At 70.1% G+C, this 19832-nt stretch carries 13 protein-coding genes and 1 pseudogene; 8 read left to right on the forward strand and 6 right to left on the reverse strand.

The window, feature by feature from the left end; translation table 11 throughout:
• The first annotated feature begins 67 nt into the window (after positions 1-67).
• Together ACTIMO_RS06590 and ACTIMO_RS06595 are read left to right on the forward strand one after the other, a co-directional pair.
• Entirely contained in the window at positions 68-436 is a 369-nt protein-coding gene (locus tag ACTIMO_RS06590) for a BlaI/MecI/CopY family transcriptional regulator (RefSeq protein ID WP_055772177.1), read from the forward strand.
• A gap of 7 nt (positions 437-443) precedes the next feature.
• Positions 444-1436 carry a M56 family metallopeptidase gene (locus ACTIMO_RS06595; protein ID WP_055772180.1) on the forward strand — a complete coding sequence of 331 codons (993 nt, stop codon included), beginning with the start codon at positions 444-446 and terminating at the stop codon, positions 1434-1436.
• A 37-nt stretch (positions 1437-1473) separates the two neighbouring features.
• Here the strand turns inward: ACTIMO_RS06595 and ACTIMO_RS06600 are convergent, their stop codons facing one another.
• Positions 1474-3582 carry a DNA gyrase/topoisomerase IV subunit B gene (locus ACTIMO_RS06600; protein ID WP_055772183.1) on the reverse strand — a complete coding sequence of 703 codons (2109 nt, stop codon included), beginning with the start codon at positions 3580-3582 and terminating at the stop codon, positions 1474-1476.
• Positions 3583-3835: 253 nt separating this feature from the next.
• On the opposite strand from ACTIMO_RS06600, the gene ACTIMO_RS06605 reads away from it, so the two are divergent.
• Positions 3836-4057 (forward strand): DUF7455 domain-containing protein, encoded by a 222-nt coding sequence (locus ACTIMO_RS06605; protein ID WP_055772186.1) that lies wholly within the window; start codon positions 3836-3838, stop codon positions 4055-4057.
• Between the two features lie 286 nt (positions 4058-4343).
• On the opposite strand, the gene ACTIMO_RS06610 is transcribed toward ACTIMO_RS06605, so the two are convergent.
• From ACTIMO_RS06610 to ACTIMO_RS06625, 4 genes and pseudogenes are all read right to left on the reverse strand, one after another.
• The gene (locus tag ACTIMO_RS06610) at positions 4344-5555 is read right to left on the reverse strand and encodes an RNA polymerase sigma factor (protein WP_055772189.1); all 1212 of its coding nucleotides are present in this window, start codon (positions 5553-5555) and stop codon (positions 4344-4346) included.
• Between the two features lie 310 nt (positions 5556-5865).
• Positions 5866-7272, reverse strand: coding sequence for a DUF4192 domain-containing protein (locus ACTIMO_RS06615; protein WP_448181879.1), 1407 nt, complete (start codon positions 7270-7272; stop codon positions 5866-5868).
• Between the two features lie 82 nt (positions 7273-7354).
• Entirely contained in the window at positions 7355-8695 is a 1341-nt protein-coding gene (locus ACTIMO_RS06620; protein ID WP_448181880.1) for an MFS transporter, read from the reverse strand.
• A gap of 425 nt (positions 8696-9120) precedes the next feature.
• Positions 9121-10071: pseudogene (locus tag ACTIMO_RS06625) on the reverse strand (proteasome assembly chaperone family protein); the annotation flags it as partial.
• Positions 10072-10273: 202 nt separating this feature from the next.
• Between ACTIMO_RS06625 and ACTIMO_RS06630 the strand changes: the two are divergent.
• From ACTIMO_RS06630 to ACTIMO_RS06650, 5 genes are all read left to right on the forward strand, one after another.
• Positions 10274-11821, forward strand: coding sequence for a leucyl aminopeptidase (locus ACTIMO_RS06630; protein ID WP_422391720.1), 1548 nt, complete (start codon positions 10274-10276; stop codon positions 11819-11821).
• Between the two features lie 224 nt (positions 11822-12045).
• A complete protein-coding gene (gene lpdA / locus ACTIMO_RS06635; protein ID WP_448181881.1) occupies positions 12046-13428 on the forward strand; it encodes a dihydrolipoyl dehydrogenase in 1383 nt (460 codons plus the stop codon).
• 159 nt (positions 13429-13587) lie between these two features.
• Complete coding sequence (gene sucB, locus ACTIMO_RS06640) at positions 13588-15474, forward strand: 2-oxoglutarate dehydrogenase, E2 component, dihydrolipoamide succinyltransferase (RefSeq protein ID WP_448181882.1); 1887 nt, start codon at positions 13588-13590, stop codon at positions 15472-15474.
• A 206-nt stretch (positions 15475-15680) separates the two neighbouring features.
• Complete coding sequence (locus ACTIMO_RS06645) at positions 15681-16112, forward strand: OsmC family protein (protein WP_448181883.1); 432 nt, start codon at positions 15681-15683, stop codon at positions 16110-16112.
• Positions 16113-16493: 381 nt separating this feature from the next.
• On the forward strand, positions 16494-17396 hold the full coding sequence (locus ACTIMO_RS06650) for a TIGR01777 family oxidoreductase (RefSeq protein WP_055772206.1): 903 nt from the start codon (positions 16494-16496) through the stop codon (positions 17394-17396).
• Between the two features lie 9 nt (positions 17397-17405).
• Here the strand turns inward: ACTIMO_RS06650 and ACTIMO_RS06655 are convergent, their stop codons facing one another.
• On the reverse strand, positions 17406-19823 hold the full coding sequence (locus ACTIMO_RS06655) for a serine/threonine protein kinase (protein WP_448181884.1): 2418 nt from the start codon (positions 19821-19823) through the stop codon (positions 17406-17408).
• Positions 19824-19832 lie beyond the last annotated feature (9 nt).

A 19832-nucleotide genomic window follows, 5' to 3' on the forward strand; every position in this document is an offset into this window, starting at 1 on the left:
CGCTCCCTGCCGGGAGCGGATCCCCGTCCGAGGCGGGCCGGGATCGCGGAATGACTGAAGGAAGAACATGGCAACGCTCGGAGACCTCGAACGCACGGTGATGGATCTGCTGTGGGCGACGCCGGAGGCGGCCACCGCCAATGAACTGCGGGACGCCATCGCCGAGGCACCGTCGGGAGAAGTGGGACGTGAACTGGCCGTGACGACGGTGCTGACGGTCCTGTCCCGGCTCGAGAAGAAGGGCCTGGTGGAGCGGGAGCGCGACAGCCGCCCTCATCGGTACAGGTCGGTGACCAGCCGCGAGGACCACACGGCAGAGCTGATGCACGAGGTCCTCGTGACGGCCCCCGACCGCGAGGCCGTGCTCGCCCGCTTCATCGGCAGCGTCTCGGAGACCGAGGCGCAGACCCTCCGCAAGCTGCTCGGCGGCAGCTGACCCTCCGATGTTCTGGGCCTCCTATCTCCTGGCGGCTCTCGCGATCATCCTCGCGTGGCCTGCGCCGATCGCGCTGTCACGTGCGTCCTGGCCGGCCCGGGCGCCGTTCACGGCGATGGTGCTCTGGCAGTCGATTGCACTGGCGGGTGGCCTGTCGATGATCGGGGCGATGCTCGTCTGGGGTCTCGAACCCCTGGGGGACAACCTCGTCTCCGCCTCCGTGGGTTTCCTCGACATCCTGATCGACGACGAATCCGCTGAGACACTCGGTGTCGTCCACGTCTTCGCCATCAGCGCGGCGACCCTGCTGTTCGCGCATCTGGTCAGCACCCTGGTCCTGACCTTCATGCGCATCCGGCGCCAGCGCCGCCGGCACCGCGACATGCTGAACCTGCTGAGTTCGCCTGCGGCGGATCAGCCCGCAACGCTCGTGATCAACCATCCCGCTCCGGTCGCCTACTGCCTGCCCGGTGGCGCCCGGTCGGTCACCGTCATGTCCGACGGCCTCATGGACCTGCTGACCCGCGCCGAACTCGACGCCGTGCTGACGCACGAGAGCGCCCACCTGCACCAGCGCCACCACCTGCTGCTGTGGGCGTTCGCGGCCTGGCGCTCCGCGCTCCCCTGGCTTCCGACGTCACGGCTCGCCCAGCGGGCCGTGAGTGAGCTCATCGAGATGCTCGCCGACGACGAGGCTCTGCGCCATGTGGACGAGCCCACCCTCGTGCGGGCGATCGCCATCGTCGGCTCGGGGGCGCTCCCCCGGGCGGAGGACGTCCTGGACGACCCCCTTGCCGACGACCCCGGACGCGACACGAGTGCAGGTGCCGAGGTGACCGGCGGGACGGCCGACACGCGGTCCACGGCGCACCGCCTGAGCCGGCTGCTCACACCGCTTCCACCACTGAGCAGATTCCAGCAGGGTCTGGCCCTCTCGACGGCCGGCCTGCTGCTCGTGGTCCCGCCCGTCCTGCTGGTGGCACCGGAACTGCTCGGCTGAGCCGTGACCGCGGCTTCGCGTCTCCTGAAGAGACGTCTCAGGCGTCGATGCGGTCCCGGTCGAGCGACGACGCTCCGGCCACGATGAAGTCCTTCCGCGGAGCGACATCACTCCCCATGAGGAGGTTGAACACGCGCTCGGCGGACTCCGCCTCCTGGATCCGCACACGCCGCAGCGTACGGTGCCGCGGATCCATGGTGGTCTCGGCCAGCTGGTCGGCGTCCATCTCCCCCAATCCCTTGTACCGCTGGATGGGCGACTTGTAGCGCTTGCCCTGCTTCTCCATCGCCGCGAGCAGGCGGTTGAGTTCCGCCTCCGAGTACGTGTAGATCATCTCGTTCGCCTTCGACCCGCCGTTGATCACCTCGACCCGGTGCAGGGGCGGGACCGCGGCATACACACGCCCGTCCTCCACCAGCGGCCGCATGTAGCGGAAGAACAGCGTGAGCAGGAGCGTGCGGATGTGCGCGCCGTCGACGTCGGCGTCCGTCATCAGGATGACCTTGCCGTACCTCCGGGCATCGAGCTGGAAGCTCCGTCCGGACCCGGCGCCGATGACCTGGATAAGGGCAGCACACTCGGCGTTCGACAGCATGTCGCCGACCGAGGCCTTCTGCACGTTCAGGATCTTGCCCCGGATGGGAAGCAGCGCCTGGTAGTCGGAGGACCGTGCGTTCTTGGCCGTCCCGAGAGCGCTGTCCCCCTCGACGATGAACAGCTCGGAACGCTCCTGGTCGTCGATGCGGCAATCGGCGAGCTTCGCGGGCATGGTCGAGGTCTCCAGGGCGTTCTTCCGGCGCTGGGTCTCCTTGTGGACACGCGCCGAGATGCGCGACTTCATCTCCGCCACGACCTTCTCGAGGAGGAGCGTGGACTGCGTCTTGTCGTTGCGCGCCGAGGAGGTCAGCCGCGCCTGCAGCTCCTTCTCGACGACCTTCGTCACGATGGCCTTCACCGCCGACGTGCCGAGGATCTCCTTCGTCTGGCCCTCGAACTGGGGCTCGGCGAGCCGCACGGTGAGCACGGCGGTGAGCCCCGCGAAGACGTCGTCCTTCTCGATCTTGTCGCTGCCGGCCTTCAGCTTGCGGGCGTTGTCCCCGATGACCTTGCGGAACGTCTTCAGGAGGGCCCCTTCGAAGCCGCTCTGGTGCGTCCCGCCCTTCGGCGTCGCGATGATGTTGACGTAGCTGCGCACGGTGGTCTCGTAGCCGATGCCCCAGCGCAGGGCGATGTCGACGTCGCAGTCGCGCTCGACCTCGGCCATCCTGCTGTGTCCCCGCTCGTCGAGGACGGGGACCGACTCCTTGAACCGACCCGACCCCTGGATCCGCCAGACGTCCGTTACGGCGGCATCGAGGGCCAGGAACTCGGCGTACTCCGAGATGCCGCCGTCGTGCTGGAAGACCTCTTCCACCGGCCCGGACTCACCGGGCGTACCCGGCATCCTCCGCTCGTCGCGCAGCACGATGCGGAGTCCCGGGACCAGGAAGGACGTCTGTCGTGCCCGCGTCTGGAGCTCCTCGTAGGAGAAGGTCGCATCGGCGGTGAAGATCTGGCGGTCCGCCCAGTACCTGATGCGCGTCCCGGTGACACCCCGTTTCGCCGTCCCGACCACGTCGAGGCGCGATCCGTCGAGGAACGGCTCGAAGGCGGATGTGGGCGACGGCGTCCTCGCGTCCTTGAAGGTGCCGGGTTCACCGCGGCGGAAGGACATGGTGTACGTCTTGCCGCCGCGGTCCACGAAGGCGTCCAGCCTCGAGGAGAGGGCATTGACCACACTGGCCCCGACACCGTGCAACCCGCCGGAGGCGGTGTAGGAGCCGCCACCGAACTTGCCTCCGGCATGGAGTTTCGTGAAGACGACCTCGACCCCGGTCAGACCGGTCTTGGGTTCGATGTCCACCGGGATACCACGCCCGTCGTCGTGGATCTCGACGGACCCGTCGGCGTGCAGGATGACGGTGATGCTCTGTCCGTGCCCGGCCAGGGCTTCGTCAACCGAGTTGTCGATGATCTCCCAGAGGCAGTGCATGAGGCCCCGCGAGTCCGTCGACCCGATGTACATGCCGGGGCGCTTGCGGACTGCTTCGAGTCCCTCGAGCACCGAGAGGTGCCGGGCTGTGTAGTCCGAAGTGGGAGGTGTCACGGTGCGGGGGTCTCCTTGGCGGGACGGCACGATCCAGGACAGGAGTCAGGAGGGTGATGGTGGGGATGGCTCTCCGTCAGTTTATTACGGGTGACCGACACCGGCCGGAAGGGCGCGATCGGGGCCTGGTTCCGGGGCTCGGCGACTGCCTCCCATACCCCCGGTACGCCCGGAGCGAAAGGAGGCCCAGCCTGCGAAGAGGCTGCGACGAATAGTGGTTATATGAGTACACGATCCACATGAGGAGGCATTCATGACCACTGCAGTAGCAACTCGCGAACTCACTGCCCTGGACCGCTGTGACCGATGCGGCGCCCAGGCCTACGTGCGGGCGGTCCTTCAGTCCTCCGGTGGAGAGCTTCTGTTCTGCGGCCACCACGCGCGTGCAGTCGAAGCAAACCTGAAGCCGCTCACATCCGAGTGGCAGGACGAGACCCAGCGGCTTCATGAGAAGCCCGTCGTCGCGGCCGACTGACCGGGATCATCCCGCCCCATCCGACGTACGACACCGGCTCCCCCCGTGTACAGGGAGCTGACAAGGAAAGGCCCCCTCCATCGGAGGGGGCCTTTCCTGCTTCTGGACGAGCCACCTGGCGTGCGGGCCCAGCCATCACCTCCGCAGGGCGAGCTGCTGCGCGTTGCAGGCGTGACGGCACGGGAGCCGACGGGACGCCCGGTGCCGTGCTCGAACGACACAGGGCCCCTCCCGAGGGAGGGGTCCTGTGTCGACCGAGCAGGACCGGCAATGCCGGCGTCGCTGATCAGTCGAGGTAGTCGCGCAGCACCTGGGAGCGCGAGGGGTGGCGCAGCTTGGACATCGTCTTGGATTCGATCTGGCGGATCCGCTCGCGGGTCACGCCGTAGACCTTGCCGATCTCGTCCAGCGTCTTCGGCTGCCCGTCGGTCAGGCCGAAGCGCATGGCGACGACGCCGGCCTCACGCTCGGACAGGGTGTCGAGGACGGAGTGCAGCTGCTCCTGCAGGAGGGTGAAGCTGACGGCATCCGCGGGCACGACGGCCTCGGAATCCTCGATCAGGTCGCCGAACTCGGAGTCGCCGTCCTCGCCGAGCGGCGTGTGCAGCGAGATGGGCTCGCGGCCGTACTTCTGTACCTCGACGACCTTCTCCGGCGTCATGTCGAGTTCGAGGGCCAGCTCCTCCGGAGTGGGCTCGCGGCCGAGGTCCTGCAGCATCTGTCGCTGGACACGAGCCAGCTTGTTGATGACCTCGACCATGTGGACGGGGATACGGATGGTGCGGGCCTGGTCCGCCATGGCCCGCGTGATGGCCTGGCGGATCCACCAGGTGGCGTAGGTCGAGAACTTGAAGCCCTTGGTGTAGTCGAACTTCTCGACGGCGCGGATGAGGCCGAGGTTGCCCTCCTGGATGAGGTCGAGGAAGAGCATGCCACGGCCGGTGTAGCGCTTGGCCAGCGAGACGACCAGGCGGAGGTTCGCCTCGAGGAGGTGGTTCTTGGCGCGCTTGCCGTCATGGATCACGAACTCGAGCTCGCGCTTCAGCTTCGGATCCATGTCCGGATCGGCGGCGATCTTCTCCTCGGCGAACAGGCCGGCCTCGATACGCAGCGCGAGGTCGACTTCCTGCTCGGCGTTGAGCAGCGCGACCTTGCCAATCTGCTTGAGGTAGTCCTTGACGGGGTCGGCCGTCGCGCCGGCCGACACGACCTGCTGCGCGGGGGCGTCGTCGTCGTCCGCATCGGAGTAGACGAAACCGGTGGTGGTGCCGACCTCGGCCGCCTCGGGCTTGGCGTCCTCGGAGTCAGTGTCGACGGCGACCTCGATGGCCGGATCCGTCGGCTCGAGCGTGTCCACCGAACCCTGCGCGGCGGAGGCCTTCGCCGCCGCAGCGGAGGAAGCAGCCTTCGTGGCGGGCTTCTTGGCCGCTACCCGTCGCTTGGTAGTGGTGGTACCAGCGTCTGTCGACGCCGGAGCTGCTGTCTTCTTGACCGGCACAGGGGACCTTTCATACGGCGGTGTGTGATGTCATCAGACGGACAACACCACTATGACCCTGTCAAGTCCGCGCTGATCCCAGACGATACCGACGGAGTCCGTTCCCTGGAGAACGGTTCCGCCGACCGAGCTATTCCCTGCCGGCGTGTGCCTTGCGGCCTTGCACGGACGGGCATGCTCGATGGAGTTCTGGTGCACGGACCCAACCGGGTCTCAAATTTCATTGTCTCACGACCGACCGTCGCGCCGGAAATTTCCGTCGGTACCCACGGGCGCGGCAGGATGCACCCGTTACCCCCGTGAGTGCCCGTCACGCAGCGGTCCCACGACCCTGCCCGGCCGTCGCCGTCCATGCCGTCCTTCGGGTCCTGGCCCAGGCGGGCATCCCACCGCGCCGGAGGAGTTCGTGGAGCAGGCGGGCGAGACGATACCCCGGCACCGCCTGCTCGGCGGCGTCCAGGTAGACGGCCGCCCGTGATCCCCTGCCCCGCGCGTAGTCGAACCAGCCGGCCATCGTCAGCGCGGCGGCCCTCGACTCCCCCTCGCCGACCAGAGCGAGGCGACCGAGCACATGGCTCATCGCATCGACGCGTGCCCACTGGATGGTCCCCGCGTAGCGCCCGGCGAGGAGATCGCCGTACAGCCGGGCTGCCTCGTCGAGGAGATGGCCGAGGGAGCCGGGATCCTCCTCCTGCCCGACCGACACGGATGCCGAGGACGTCGCTCCGTGATCCAGCGCCGCCCGGAGCGCCTCGGGAAGGTCGACGCGCTCCGGCACCTGCGCCGGACCGGCGTCGCGAGGGGACGCCGCAGGGGACGCCGCAGGGGACGCCGCAGGGGCCATCGCCCCCGGGCTCCGCGACGGTCGGAGCAGGCCGGAGGCCGCGACGCCCTGCAGGGCTGCGGCGGACCCCAGGCACGCGCTGACCAGGAGGAAGTCGCGCACCGTCCTCGACTCGACGGTGGCGAGCAGGAAGCCTGCGAGCCCCGCGTCGGCGGCGACGTCGATTCCGGGAGTGCCCTCGAGCACGGCATCCCACACCGCTGACGTCGCCCGGAACCGGCCCTCGTCCGCCCATCGGCCTGCACACCGGACGCCGGCGCGGGCCCGGGCCTCCTCGATGTCCGGGCGGGCCCCGTCCGTCCCCGCGGACCCCGACCGGAGAAACGGTGTGGCCCGCTCCACCGCGGCGGGAGCGGACGCGTCGAAGGCGCTGCCGCCGTAGACGAGTTCCGCGTTGAGAGCACTGTCGGTCACGGTGTCGAGCGGCCGGCCCGGCCAGGGGCAGCACTCCTCGTCGCGGCAGAAGTAGTCCCGCCACGCCTCGTGGGACACGTGCCAGCCCGCGCGGACGGGCAGACCGGCAGCTCCGAGCACGGCCTCGAGGGCGCGCACCGTGTCGGACGCCGGCGGGGCGGTGAGCCGCTGCCACTCCTGGCCCGCATACACGAGGACCAGCGTGCCGTCCGCCTCCGTGTCGCCCTCGAGGAAGGACAGGACACCCTCGGCGAAGGTCAGCCGGTCCGTGCCGGAGCACGGGAGGTCGACCCGGAGCGTGGCGCCGAGTCGCCGCTCCGAGGTGGTCAGGACGACGAGGCTCTCCTCGGGCATGAATCCGAGGGCATGGGGTACGTAGGACAGGATGTCGGCGGGCGAGGTGACGGCATAGGCCGGGGACGCGTGGCTGCCCGCTGCGGGGCTCGTGGAGGAGGACATGCGGTCCAGCCTCGTGGCGTATCCGCCGCGACGGGCGAGGATGCGCTGGTATGTGGACAACGGGTCGGGCCCCCCGACGGACCTAGCCGTCCTGCCTCCGCGCGGCCTTCCGCGCGCGGCGCAGCCGCCGCTCCCGGGCGAGCGCGTCCCGCAGGGGCGGGACCACGACGCCCTGCTCGGCCATCCGCCGTCGCACCCTCCCGCGAGCGATGACCACCGCCGTCGCACCGGTGGCCAGCACCACGAGCTGGACGGCCATCGCGAGGCGGAAGGAGGTCAGGGCGTAGAGGTCACCGCGTGAGTACCCACCCGCGAGGAGGAGGTCGAGCACGATCCCGATCACGAACATCGTCAGGAGCGACGCCATGAAGCCGCCGATGTTGACGATCCCGGTCGCAGTGCCCATGCGGGCCGCGGGGTTGAAGGTGCGCGCGAAGTCGAAGGCGATCATCGATCCGGGTCCGCCGACGGCGAGCGCCACCACCAGGAGGGTCAGCAGAGGCAGGGGTGCGGGCCCGGGATAGAGCAGGACGGCGAGCCAGGCAGCCGCCATCAGGCCGGCTATGGAGAGCACCATGGTGGAGCGGCGGAGCGGGTGGCGGCCCACGTAGCGCCCGAGGAGAGGCCCGCAGGCGATACCCACGGCCACGAACAACGTCATGAGCGCGGACGCGGCGCCTTCACCGACCTTCTCCGCACGGACGAGGTACGGGTAGCCCCACATGAGCACGAAGACGGTCCCGGGGAACTGGATGGTGAAGTGGGACCACAGTCCCAGCCGGGTCCCCGGCTGCTTCCAGGCCTCGGCGAGCGACGTCCCGGTCTCCCGGAGGGTCTGGGATCGTCGTTCGCTGCCCGCGACGGGGGAATCGCGGATCACACTGACGGACAGCACGACGGCGACGACCGACAGCGCGGCAGCGGACAGGAACGCGGGCTGCCAGCCGACGCCCGACAGGAGGGCGACGAACGGGATGACGGACACCACCTGCCCGAGCTGCCCGATGATCCCGGTCCACTGGGTGAGCACCGGGATGCGCCGTGGCTCGAACCAGGCGGGGAGGAGTCGCAGGACACTGATGAACGTCGTCGCGTCACCGGCGCCGACGAACAACCGTCCGACGATGCCGGCGCCGACCGAGTCCGCGAAGGCCAGCTGGGCCTGGCCGAGCGCCATCAGCACGCCACCGGCCACGATCAGCGTGCGCGGCCCCCACCGGTCCACCAGGACACCCACGGGGACCTGCAGGCCGGCGTAGACGAGCAGCTGCACCACGGTGAAGACGGACAGCTGGGACGCCGTCGCGCCGAACCGGTCCGTCGCTTCGAGCCCTGCCACCCCGAACGTGGTGCGCTGCGTCACGGCCACCAGGTACGCCAGCACGCCCGCCGCCCACACCAGTCCGGCTCTCGAGAAGATCACGCTACCCATTATCCCGTGACGTCCCGTGCGCGACCGCCGTCCTGCGGCTCTGCCGCCTATGACGATGCCCACCCGCCTGGTCGGCGGATGGGCATCGGCGGCGCGGTACCGGTCTGTCCGACAGGGTTCGGGCCGCGGGGATCAGGCGGGATCCGGTCGCCGGATCGAGGCGCGGGGACGCGTGCGGCGGCTCAGGAGGGCGGGCGGGTGCCGGACGGGCCGTCGTCGTCCGTCGACCCCGGAGCCCCGATCCCGGACCCGTCGGACCCGTCGGACCCGTCGGCGGCGTCGGACCCGCCCGCAGCACCGGACCCGCCCGATACCGCTCCATCCGGAGCGCTGCCGTGCGAGCCGTAGTCGATGGGCGTCGTCCCCAGGAACTCCGTGTCCCACAGCAGCGTCGACTCCTCCTCCGCCTGGGGGCTGGCGAGATAGGCCTCGACGGCGGCACCGAGTTCGTCGGCGCTCGCCAGTTCGCTGTTCTCCTTGACGAGCAGCGACCGGCGGGCCGCCCCGTCGGCGTACTCGTCGTACCGCTGCTCGAGGGACGTGACCACGGACTGCACCTCGGTGGAGTTCCCCACCTGCCGGGCGATCTGCCGCTCGACGTCGCGGCCCGTCTCGCGCAGCCTGTCCGTCGGCAGGACGAGCCGCGCCGACGCGCCGAGGTACTCGAGTCCGGCGACGGCAGCGGGCGGGTACTCCGCCTCGGCGAGGTAGTGCGGGACGTGGATGACGTGCCCGACGACGTCGTTCCCGGCCTCGATGAGCCGCATCTCGAGGACGTGACCGATCGACGCCTGGAACTCCGCCGTCGGCCGCCACGCGCTCATGCCGTCGATGAGGTCGGGACGGTTGCCGTGCACGGTCACGCCGAGGGGGCGCGTGTGCGGGACGGGCATGGGGATGGCGTGCACCCAGGAGACGATCGAGACCTCGAGGTCCTTCACCAGCCCGACGACGGCGCTCGAAAAACGCTCCCACTGCAGGTCGGGCTCGAGTCCGGCCAAAAGGAGGAACGGCTCGCCGAGGCCGTCGTACAGGCGGTGGAGGCCGAGGCGATGCGGCCGGTAGTCCGTCAGGTGGTCCTCGACGAAGGTGATCCTCGGACGCCGCCCGCGGTAGTCGATGAGCTGGTCGGCATCGAACTCGGCGACGGGCTCGTGCTCGAGCACCTCCATCAGCTCCTCGCTGACCTGGGACACCACCTGGCCGGCGTCCATGAAGCCGGTGAGGCTCATGAGCAGCGGGAGGCCCTTGGTCGAGGGGTCGTCGAAGACGTCGGTGTTGATGTTGTAGAGGGTTCCTGGATCCAGCATGGCTCTCTCCTTGCTCCGTGGTCCTGCAGGCGTCAACGCCACCCGGACCGGCTTCATTCCGGGGAGCGGGAGGATGGGGACCGCGGGGCGGGCGGCAAGCGGCGGATGCGGATCGCGCGGTATGCGTCCTGCGAACGGCTGCGGGGCACCCGCGGCACAGAGACTACGATCGTCAGGACGGTTCCCGGACCACCAGATACCGGAACCACGCAGCATGCAGCATCTGGACAACCCATCCGGACACGAGGAGACAGATTCCGTGATCAAGACGAGCGAACTACACCTGACGGCTTCCGCGAAGGACATCAAGAAGATCCCGAGCGACGCGCTCGTGATCGCGGTCGCCAAGGGGACGGACGGACCGGTCCTGCTCGAGAACCCTCTTCCCGCCAAGGCTGCGCGCGCCCTCGGTGACTCCCTGCAGGTGCTCGGGATCACCGGGGCGGCGGACGAGGTGCGCAGGCTCCCCGGCCTCCCGGAGACCAGCGCGGACTCGCTCGTCCTGTCCGGCGTCGGTCCGGTGTCCGCGGACGCCGAGGTACCCGCCGAGACCCTGCGCCGCGCGGCGGGAGCCGCGGTCCGCCAGCTCACCGGGCTCGACACCGTGGTCATCGCGCTCCCCGCCACGACGGTGGCTGCGGCGACAGCCGTCGCGGAAGGCGCCGCCTTCGGCGCCTACAGCTACGAGGGCCACAAGTCGGGCATGAAGGCCGACGGGACGATCGCCCCGGCGACCGACCGAGCGGCCGTGCGCAACGTCGTCGTCCACACGGCCGTGGCCGACGACGCTCAGCTGGCTCCCGCCCTCCGGCGGGCCACCATCCTGGGGAAGAACGTCAACACCACGCGCTCCCTCGTCAACCAGCCGCCCAGCCACCTGTACCCGGAGACCTTCGCCCAGGCGGCCAAGGACCTGACGCGGGGTCTGCCGATCAAGGTCACGGTCATGGACGAGAAGCGCCTCGAGCGGGACGGCTACGGCGGGATCCTGGGCGTCGGCAAGGGTTCGTCGCGTCCCCCGCGCATGGTGAAGGTCGAGTACTCCCCCGCCAGGTCCGCCGTGCACCTGGCCCTCGTGGGCAAGGGCATCACCTTCGACTCCGGTGGACTCTCGCTGAAGCCCGCTGCGGGCATGCAGACCATGAAGCTCGACATGGCCGGTGCCGCCGTCGTCCTCAGCACCCTCCTGGCCGTCGCCGAACTGGGCCTTCCCGCCAAGGTCACGGCCTGGCTCTGCCTCGCCGAGAACATGCCCTCGGGTACTGCGCAGCGCCCCGAGGACGTCCTGTCCATCTACGGCGGGCGCACCGTCGAGGTCCTCAACACCGACGCCGAGGGACGGCTCGTGATGGCCGACGGCCTCGCCGCCGCGAGCGAGGAGGCACCCGATGCGATCATCGACATCGCCACGCTCACCGGTGCGCAGATGATCGCCCTGGGTACGCGGGTCTCGGGCGTCATGGGCGACGACGGCGTACGTGACGCCGTCAAGGCCGCAGCAGACCGCGCGGGCGAGCAGTTCTGGCCGATGCCGCTCCCCGAGGAGCTGCGGCCGAGCCTCGAGTCCCAGGTCGCCGACATCGCGAACATCGGCGAGCGGAACGGCGGCATGATGACCGCAGCCGTGTTCCTGCGGGAGTTCGTCGGCCAGGTCGACGGCGAGAAGATCCCCTGGGCGCACCTCGACATCGCGGGTCCCGCCTTCAACGAGGGTGCGCCCTACGGCTACACGCCCAAGGCGGGTACCGGCGTCGGCGTCCGTACGCTCCTCGCCTACGTCGAGGACACCCTCGCCCGCACGGTCTGACCGGGGGTCCGTCCGGCGGGCGGCCCCTCCGGCGCGTGAGAAAGCGCACATCACGACCCCACGGTGCGTCCGGCGCCGACTTCGAGTAGAAGCCGGATGCACCGTGGGGATAGGGTGAAAAACAAAGCACACGAACGATCAGCGACCGCATCGCGACCGCATGAGCAAACGATCCACCAACTGACGCGCAGGGCGCGTCCCAGACCACGCGAGGGAGCGTTCAAGTGGCCGCATCGGCAACTGCGCAAGAATTCGACATCCTGGTACTCGGCGGAGGAAGTGGCGGATACGCCGCCGCACTCCGTGCCGTGCAGCTGGGCTTCACGGTGGGGCTCATCGAGAAGGGCAAGCTCGGGGGCACCTGCCTGCACAACGGCTGCATCCCCACCAAGGCCCTCCTCCACTCCGCGGAGATCGCCGACGGCGCCCGCGACGCCGAGAAGTACGGCGTGAAGGCGACGTTAGAGTCCATCGACATGAACGCGGTCAACGCCTACAAGGACGGCATCATCGCCGGTAAGTACCGCGGCCTGCAGGGACTCATCAAGTCCAAGGGCATCACCGTGATCGAAGGATCGGGCAAGCTGGCGTCGGAGAACACCATCGACGTCGACGGCACCGTCTACACCGGGAAGCACATCATCCTCGCCACCGGGTCCTTCTCCCGCAGCCTCCCCGGCCTCGAGATCGGCGGCAAGGTCATCACCTCGGACCAGGCCCTGACGATGGACTTCGTGCCGGAGTCGGTCATCATCCTCGGCGGCGGCGTCATCGGCTGCGAGTTCGCCTCCGTGTGGAAGTCCTTCGGCGTCGACGTCACGATCGTCGAGGCGCTGCCCTCGCTCGTGCCCAACGAGGACGCGTCGATCGTCAAGAACTTCGAGCGCGCCTTCAAGAAGCGCGGCATCAAGTTCAACACCGGAACCCGCTTCAAGTCGGTCGAGCAGAACGACGACGGCGTCGTCGTCTCGCTCGAGGACGGCAAGACCTTCGAAGCGGACCTCATGCTCGTCGCCGTCGGCCGCGGACCGGTCACGCAGAACCTCGGCTACGAGGAGGCGGGCCTCACGATGGACCGCGGCTTCGTCATCACCAACGAGCGCCTCCACACCGGTGTCGGCACCATCTACGCGATCGGCGACATCGTCCCCGGCCTGCAGCTGGCCCACCGCGGCTTCCAGCAGGGCATCTTCGTGGCGGAGGAGATCGCGGGCCTGAAGCCCGTCGTCGTCGCCGATCTCAACATCCCCAAGGTCACCTACAGTGATCCGGAGATCGCGTCGGTCGGCTACACCGAGAAGGCCGCCCGCGAGAAGTTCGGTGACGAGAACGTGCTGACCCACGAGTACAACCTCGCCGGCAACGGTAAGAGCTCGATCATCGGCACCGGCGGCATCGTCAAGCTCGTCCGGGAGAAGGACGGCCCCATCGTCGGTGTCCACATGCTCGGCAGCCGCATGGGCGAGCAGATCGGCGAGGCACAGCTGATCGTCAACTGGGAGGCCTACCCGGAGGACGTCGCCCCGCTGATCCACGCACACCCCACGCAGAACGAGGCGCTCGGCGAGGCGCACCTCGCGCTGGCGGGCAAGCCGCTGCACGGCTGACGCCCGTCCGGGAGCCGTCACATGGTCCCACGAGCCTCATCCACGCCCCGGAGGCGTGGACTAAGCTCGGAACCAGGAATCTCACGCACGTCCAGCTGAGCGGGCCCCGCTCGTCGATCAGCTGTCAGGAACGATCTACGAAGGAGAAACGGGCGCATTATGTCTGAATCCGTGAACTTGCCCGCTCTCGGTGAAAGCGTCACCGAAGGCACCATCACCCGCTGGCTCAAGCAGGTCGGTGACCGTGTCGAGGTGGACGAGCCGCTCCTCGAGGTCTCCACCGACAAGGTCGACACCGAGATCCCGTCGCCCATCGCCGGCGTCATCGAGGAGATCCTGGTGGCCGAGGACGAGACCGCCGAGGTCGGCGCACCGCTTGTCCGGATCGGCGACGGATCGGGCAGCAGCGACTCCGGAGATGCCGCTCCGGCCGAGGACTCCGCACCGGCCGAGGCCTCCGCACCCGCCGAGGCCGAGCAGGCCTCGCAGCCCGACACATCGGAGGCACCGCAGGCGGAGGCCTCGTCCTCCGACGGTGGGACCGGCGCAGGGAGCGATGACGCCGGATCGGGCGAAGGCACCGAGGTCACCCTTCCCGCCCTGGGCGAGAGCGTCACCGAGGGCACCGTCACCCGCTGGCTGAAGGCCATCGGCGACGAGGTCGAGGTCGACGAGCCCCTCCTCGAAGTCTCGACGGACAAGGTCGACACGGAGATCCCCTCGCCCGTGGCCGGCACCCTGCAGGAGATCCGCGTCAACGAGGACGAGACCGCCGAGGTCGGCGCGGTCCTCGCCGTCATCGGTGCCGGGGCCTCCGCCCCCCAGAAGGTCGAGGCCGCGTCGGGTGAGCCGCTCGTGGCCGCGCCCGCCGAGGAGCGCGAGGACGCCCCCACGGAGAAGCCCGGCTCGCATCACGAGGCCGAGCGGGCCTCCGGTACGTCGGAGCCCGACGACGACGCGAGCGGCGCATCGGCTCCGCAGCCCGCCGCTGCTGAGAAGCCCGCTGAGAAGCCGGTGGAGAAGCCCGCAGAGAAGTCCGCGGACAAGCCTGCCGGGACGGCGTCCGACTCCAGCGGTTCGGATTCGTCCGCGTACGTGACCCCGCTCGTGCGACGACTCGCGAACCAGAACGACGTCGACCTGTCCACGGTCAAGGGCACCGGGGTGGGAGGGCGCATCCGTAAGCAGGACGTCCTCGACGCCGCCGAGGCCCGGAAGGCGGCGCAGGCGGAGCCCGCTCAGCAGGCCGCGCCGGCGCCCGCCGCTCCCGCTGGAGGCGCAGCGCCGTCGAAGCCCGCGGCGCCAGCCGTCGAGCCCTCGAAGCTGCGCGGCACCGTGGAGAAGGCCCCGCGCATCCGCCAGACCATCGCCAAGCGCATGCGGGAGTCCCTCGAGGTCTCGGCGCAGCTGACCCAGGTGATCGAGGTCGACATGACCCGGATCGCCAAGCTGCGGACCGCGTCGAAGGACACCTTCCTCGCGCAGAACGGCGCGAAGCTCACGTTCCTCCCCTTCATCTCGAAGGCCGTCACCGAGGCCCTGAAGCAGCACCCGAAGCTGAACGCCTCCTTCGACGAGGAGAAAAAGGAAGTGACCTACCACGACGCCGAGCACCTGGCGATCGCGGTGGACACCGAGAAGGGCCTGCTCGTCCCCGTCATCAAGGACGCCGGGAACCTCAACCTCGGTGGTCTCGCCAAGAAGATCGCCGATGTCGGATCCCGGACCCGCAACGGCCAGATCGGTCCCGACGAGCTCTCCGGCGGCACGTTCACGATCACGAACATCGGCTCCGCCGGTGCTCTGTTCGACACGCCGATCATCAACCAGCCGCAGGTCGGCATCCTCGGCACGGGCATCATCGTCAAGCGCCCCGTGGTGATCACGGGTGCGGACGGCGACGACACCATCGCCATCCGGTCGATGATGTACCTGAGCCTGACCTACGACCACCGCCTGGTCGACGGCGCGGATGCGGGACGCTTCCTGCAGACGCTCAAGGCTCGCCTGGAAGGCGGCGCCTTCGAGGCCGATCTCGGCCTCTAGCAGCAACCCGGGCCGTCGCGTCCGCACGGAAGCCGCTTTCCCCTGGGGAGGCGGCTTCCGTCGTCCCGGGGTACCCGTCCGCCGTCATCTCCGGTGCAGCCCGCAGCCCGGCGCCGGTGGGGCGGGGCAGGACGCGGATCTGCTCCTAGGATGGGAGGGAAGTACCGGACGCGACCTCCGCGTCCGGACGGACAGCAAGGAGAACCATGGCTACCGTTCGCACAGCCCACACCATCTGGAGCGGGGATCTGCCCTCGGGCTCGGGGCAGGTCACACTGGATTCCTCCGGCCTCGGAACCTACGACGTGACCTGGAAGGCCCGTGCAGAGCAGTCGGAGGGCAAGACCAGCCCCGAGGAGCTCATTGCGGCCGCACACTCCGCCTGCTTCTCCATGGCCTTCAGCCACGCGCTCGGCGAGGAGGGCAAGACGCCCGACCGCGTCGAGACCAAGGCCGAGGTCGACTTCCAGCCCGGCACCGGGATCACCGCGATCCGCCTCACGCTCGACGCCATCGTCCCGGATCTCTCCGAGGAGGACTTCCAGCGTGTCGCGCAGGCCGCGAAGGAAGGCTGCCCCGTGTCCCAGGCGCTGGCCGGAGTGAAGGACATCTCCCTGACGGCGACACTGCGCAGCTGACCCCGGGCGGTCCGGCCCCGCATCGGGTCCAGGACCGCTCACAGGTCCGCTCACGGGCCGCACGAGGAGGCCTCCGGATTCGTTCGGGGGCCTCCCGCATGTTCGGAGTCGATTCGTCCGCCGTGGCACGACCTGCGCAACGTCGGCGGTCGGTGAGGCCGATGACGCCCCGCCACGCCGGGACGCCAGTGCGTTCGCGGTGCACGACACCGTGTGCCGCGTTTCGGCATCACCGCATCAGCGCGGGGCCCGACACCGTTCGCCGCGTTGCGGCGTCACCGCATCAGCGCGGGGCCCGACACCGTTCGCCGCGTTGCGGCGTCACCGCGTCCGCTTGGGGGCCCGATACCTTTCGTCGCGCACAAGTGGTTCGATGGGAGCATGCGTATCCTTCTCGCCGGCGCGTCCGGGACCATCGGCACAGCCCTCGTCCGTCAGCTCGAGAAGAACCACGAGGTGACACGCCTCGTGCGGCGCGCTCCCAAGGGGGCCGGGGAGGTCCGCTGGGACCCTGCACGGGGTGAACTGGACGTCGCTGCCGTGGAGCAGGCCGACGCCGTGATCAACCTGTCCGGGGCGGGAATTGCCGGCGGTCTGTGGACGCGGAGCTACAAGGAGACCCTGTACTCCTCCCGGATCATGCCCACGAGGACCCTGGTGCGGGCGATGCGGCAGGCGGCCCACCCGCCGGAGGTCTTCATCAGCCAGTCGGCGTCCGGTTACTACGGCGACCGCGGTGACGACGTGCTGACGGAGGAGGCCTCCTCGGGCGAGACGCTGCTCGCGGACATCTGCCGTCGGTGGGAGGCGGAGGCACTCGCCGCTCCCTCCTCCGTGCGGGTGGTCCTCCCCCGCACCGGCATCGTCATGGCCACGGAGGGGGGCGCGCTGCCCAACCTCCTGATCCCGATCCGGGCGTTCATCGGGGCTTCGCTCGGGTCCGGCCGCCAGTGGTGGCCCTGGATCAGCTTGAATGACGAGATACGTGCCATCGAGTTCCTCCTCACGGCTGACCTGGCGGGGCCCGTCAACCTGAGCGCCCCGACGCCCGCGACCCTCGACACCATCGCGCTGCAGCTGGGGAAGGCTTTCCACCGACCGGTGTGGCTGCGGGCCCCCGCCTTCATCCTCACAGCGGCCATCGGACAACTCGGCTATGAGCTCCTCCTCGTGAGTACCCGGATGCAGCCGCGCGCCCTCACGGCGTCGGGCTTCTCGTTCGACGAACCGACCCCGGAGGCGCTCGCCGCCTGGGTCCGTCGGAACGTCGGATCGAAGCAGTAGCGGGATCCTTCAGGCAGGGGGCTCGATCGTGGAGTGGATCCGCCAGCCCCCGCCCGAATTCCACAGGACGAAGATCATGTCCTGACGGCCGGCCGCCATCAGCGACGGTGATCCGCGTTCGTCGGCCCGGACGGTTCGTTCCTCGGTGTAGGAGGACAGCGCCGCGGTGGCCCGCACCAGGGACACGGTCGTGCCCGACGGAGCATCGCCGACCGCCGGCGAGTCCGCGAGCGCCGTCATGGCTGCTTGCTCGTCACCGGTGAGGGCCCGGGGCTCCCTGATGCTGATCGTCAGGCCCGGGAACGTGATTCCGGACGTCACCAACGACTCCACCGCCTCGCGGTCTGCCGTCATCGCCGGAGATCCCTCCACATCGATCCTCGACAACAGGGACGGGTCCGCGGTCGCGAAGGCCTCCGCCCGCAGATTCGCGAGGTCACCGAGCGCGATCAGCGGGTCCTCGCCGGCGGGACCGTCGCGGCCGGGCACCCGCGGATCGGCTGCTTCCAGGACCCCCCGACCCAGATCGCCCTCCCCCACCTGGTCGTGGATCTCCTCCTCATCCGCGCCCTCCTCCCGCCCCTGATCGGAGCCGGTCGCCGGGGCGCCTCCGTCCTCCCGCGTCGCCCCCGTCCCCGGACTCCGCCCCGACCCGCCGGCCTCCGGACCATCCTTCGTCCGCGCCTCACCGCCGCCCCGTCCCGGTGTGTCCGCCGTCACCGTTACGGGCGCGGACAGAACGCCCGGACGCAGCGGACCGCTCACGGTCAGTGCCAGCCCGGCAACCAGCAGGGCCAGGGCGAGTACTCCCGCCACCAGGGCGGCACGGCCGCGCAGGATCCCGTCCCGCCCATCGCGCGGACGCGACCGGAGGGAGCCGAGGGAGCCGGTGGCGGGCCTGCCGACCAGCGCCGCACCACCGCGTGCGCCTGAGGCCACGCCCGGGGCGATCAGGGAACCGGGGCGGACCGCCACCGCGGCGCGCTCCCCTGCTCGGGCACGCGGGGCCCTGATCGGCGCCCTGCCGGATCCGGGACGCGGAGTGCCTGGCCTGGCGATCCGCTGCTCTTCTCCGGGCGCGCGCCGTGCATCTGCCTGCGGAGCCCCACGTCGCCACGCCGGGCGCAGGACCGCCACCAGGCGCCGCCAGCCCGTCGGCTTTCTGTCCGACGGGACGGACGCACGGCGGGTCAGGAGTTCGGGAAGGACACTGGGGTGCACGGCGGGCACCAGGTCGACCGGTCGGGCCGCCGCACTCGAGAGGAGGGTCCGGGCGAACTGCTCGGCGGTCGGGCGGCGTCGGCGATCAGCGCTCAGGCCGTCCTCGATGAGGTGCATGAGCGGCGCCGGGACCTCGGGCACCATCAGCGAGAGCGGAGGTCGCTGCTCCGTGGGGCCGGGGACGCGTCCGGTCATGGCGAACCAGGACACCGCAGCCAGGGCGAAGACGTCGGCTCCCGGGTCGAACCCGCCACCACCCGAGGGATCGATGAAACCGGGCGTCCCCCGGGACCTCGACGCATCCGTTCCGAGCAGCTGACCCGTCCCGAGATCAGCGAGGATAGGCCTCCCCTCGTGGCTGAAGAGGATGTTCCCCGGTGTCACGTCGCCGTGCACAGCACCGGCGTCGTGCAGGTACTGCAGGACGTGCGCGATGGGGACCAGCGACGTCACGACCTCGGGGATGGGCAGCGGACCCCGGCCCGCCACCAGGGCGAGGATCGATCCCCCTGCCGCAAGCTCGGCCAGCAGGGCCGGGCCCTGGTCCGTCGGGACGATCCGGTGCACGCGCAGGAGGTGGTCGTGGGTGAAGCGCTGCAGCAGGGCGAGCTCACGCGCGAGCCCGTCCGCCCCCGGAGGTGTCCCCGCCATCCGCCGGGCCGACGGCGCCTCCGTCGCACGTCCGAAGAGCTTGGTCGGCTCTTCTGACACTGAAGTGGGCAGCTCCGCGGGTGCCGGCGCCCTCCGCACAGCGGAGATCGAGGGCGATGTCCCGGCAGAGCGACGTCCGCGCCGGGCGGGGGACGACGACGCGCTCGGCGCGGCGGCATCGCCCACGAGAGAACGGGGTGGGAGGCCGGCCGATCCGCCGCTTCCAGCTCGCGCCCGTCGGTTCGGGCGTTCGCCGCGCCGGCCTCCTCCAGCCTCCACGCCCGCGCCGGCGTCCTCCGGACAGGGGCTCGTGCGGGACGGCTCACCCACATCCGACGGCGTCATCGGCACCTTGAGGGCGAAGCTCAGGCCGGCGGCGTCGGTGACCTGCCACACCACGGAGGCGCCTCCCCGCCCGAGCAGGCGTCCTACCGACAGTCCCGCCACCACGGGACGCGCGGGCTCGTCGTGCGGCCACGGGTCGTCCTGGCGCAACCGGGCGGTATCGTCGGCATCCGCGTCCGGGGAGGGAGGGCAGGAGGTGGGGTCATCCATCCATCTGTT

It is taken from the genome of Arthrobacter sp. CP30 (genome assembly GCF_053470025.1).